This window comes from Bradyrhizobium sp. LeoB3, assembly GCF_055456055.1.
The window spans coordinates 1-1683 of the sequence record NZ_JBVBEF010000273.1 but is presented as its reverse complement, the minus strand read 5'-3'; the positions used below and the strand labels follow the sequence as shown (position 1 = coordinate 1683).

The 1683-nt window shown below is 60.0% G+C and carries 1 protein-coding gene and 1 pseudogene; one reads left to right on the top strand and one right to left on the bottom strand.

Translation table 11 applies throughout. From position 1 onward, the window contains the following. On the bottom strand, positions 1-856 hold an 856-nt coding region (gene ku / locus ACZXDY_RS45795), incomplete at its 3' end, for a non-homologous end joining protein Ku (protein WP_464349995.1). A gap of 240 nt (positions 857-1096) precedes the next feature. On the opposite strand from ku, the pseudogene ACZXDY_RS45790 reads away from it, so the two are divergent. Then, a pseudogene (locus ACZXDY_RS45790) lies at positions 1097-1683 on the top strand (SOS response-associated peptidase); the annotation flags it as partial.

Below are 1683 nucleotides of genomic sequence, written 5' to 3'. Positions count from 1 at the left end.
GGATCGGCATCAGCATCTCTTTTTGGCCGGCCGCCGCCTTACGCGGCTTCTTGGCGGGTTTGGCAGCCTTCGCCGGCTCCGCTTCTTTGCCGACGCTCCGCCGCAGCGCCTCCATCAGATCGACAACGTTCTCTCCGCGCGGCCGCTCATTCGGCGTGATCCGCTTGCCGGCGCGCTTCTGGTTGATGAGGTTGATCAACGCCGTCTCGTACTGGTCCTCGAACTTGTCCGGCTCGAACCGACCGGACTTTTGGTTCACGATGTGCTTGGCGAGATCGAGCATGTCCTTCGTGACTTTGACATCCTGGATCTCGTCAAAATACTCATCCTCCGAGCGGACTTCGTACGGATAGCGCAGCAGCGTCCCGACCAGGCCCTTGTCCAGCGGCTCGAGCGCGATGATGTGCTCGCGGTTCGTCAGCACCACCCGCCCGATCGCGACCTTGTTCATTTCCCGGATGATCTCGCGGATCACCGCAAAGGCGTCATGGCCGACTTTGCCATCCGGCCGGAGATAGTAAGGGCGGATCAAGTAGCGCGGGTCGATTTCTTCACGATCGACGAACTCGTCGATGTCGATGGTCCGGGTGGATTCGAGCGCCACCGCCTCGAGCTCTTCCTTCGACATCTCGATGAAGGTTTCCTTGTCGAGCATGTAACCCTTGACGATGTCCTCGTTGGCAACCTCCTCGCCGGTGTCGGCGTCGACTTTCAGGTACCTGATGCGGTGCCCGGTCTTTCGATTGAGCTGATTGAACGAGATCTTCTCGCTCTCCGATGTGGCTGGGTACAGCGCGACCGGACAGGTTACGAGGGATAGACGCAGGAAGCCTTTCCAGTTGGCGCGCGGGGCCATGTTACGCGGAACTCCGGTTTTCCAAGGCGGTTGGATTCAAGACGATCGAGCAAGGCTTGTTCCGACACTCTCCACCGTGGTCCTTCAATTTATTCATGAACCCCGCTTCATCGCGACCAAGCGCGCTCCATCTTCCGTGAACGAAAAGGAAAGGTGTGCCATGCTGCCACAACACCGGCTTTCGGATATGGAATTTATGGTCTTACCGCATATCACCATAACCACCCGAGCAAGTTCGTAATGTGCAACCTCTCCAGCATCACCACCAATCAGGAAGCGATCCGCGCGCTTTTTCGCGTGATCAACCGCTACGTCGGCAACCTGCCGCCGATGCCCGGCGTGTTTCCCGATTATCTGGCCCCCGTGGTGCGCAACGCCGGCGACGGCCGCGAGCTTGTGCTGATGCGCTGGGGCATGCCGCTGCCACCGCAAAAACCCGGAGGACCAGTAACGAACATCCGCAATACCCTTCGAAATACTGGCGCGCCTGGCTTAATCCGCAAAACCGTTGCCTGGTCCCCTTCAACAGCTTCGCCGAATACGCACCAGAGCCGAACCCAGCCACGAAGAAAAAGGACGTGGTCTGGTTCGCGCTCGGTGATGACCGGCCGCTCACGGCCTTTGCCGGGATCTGGACCGAGTTCAAGGGCGACCGCGGCACCAAGTCGAAGCCGATCCCGGGCCTCACCTGGTCTATGGCTTCCTGACCACCGAGGCGAACACTGTCGTCGCGCCGATCCATCCCAAAGCGATGCCGGTGATCCTGACGACAGATGAGGAGCGCGATGTCTGGCTGCGCGCCCCTTGGGATGAGGCCAAGGCCCTGC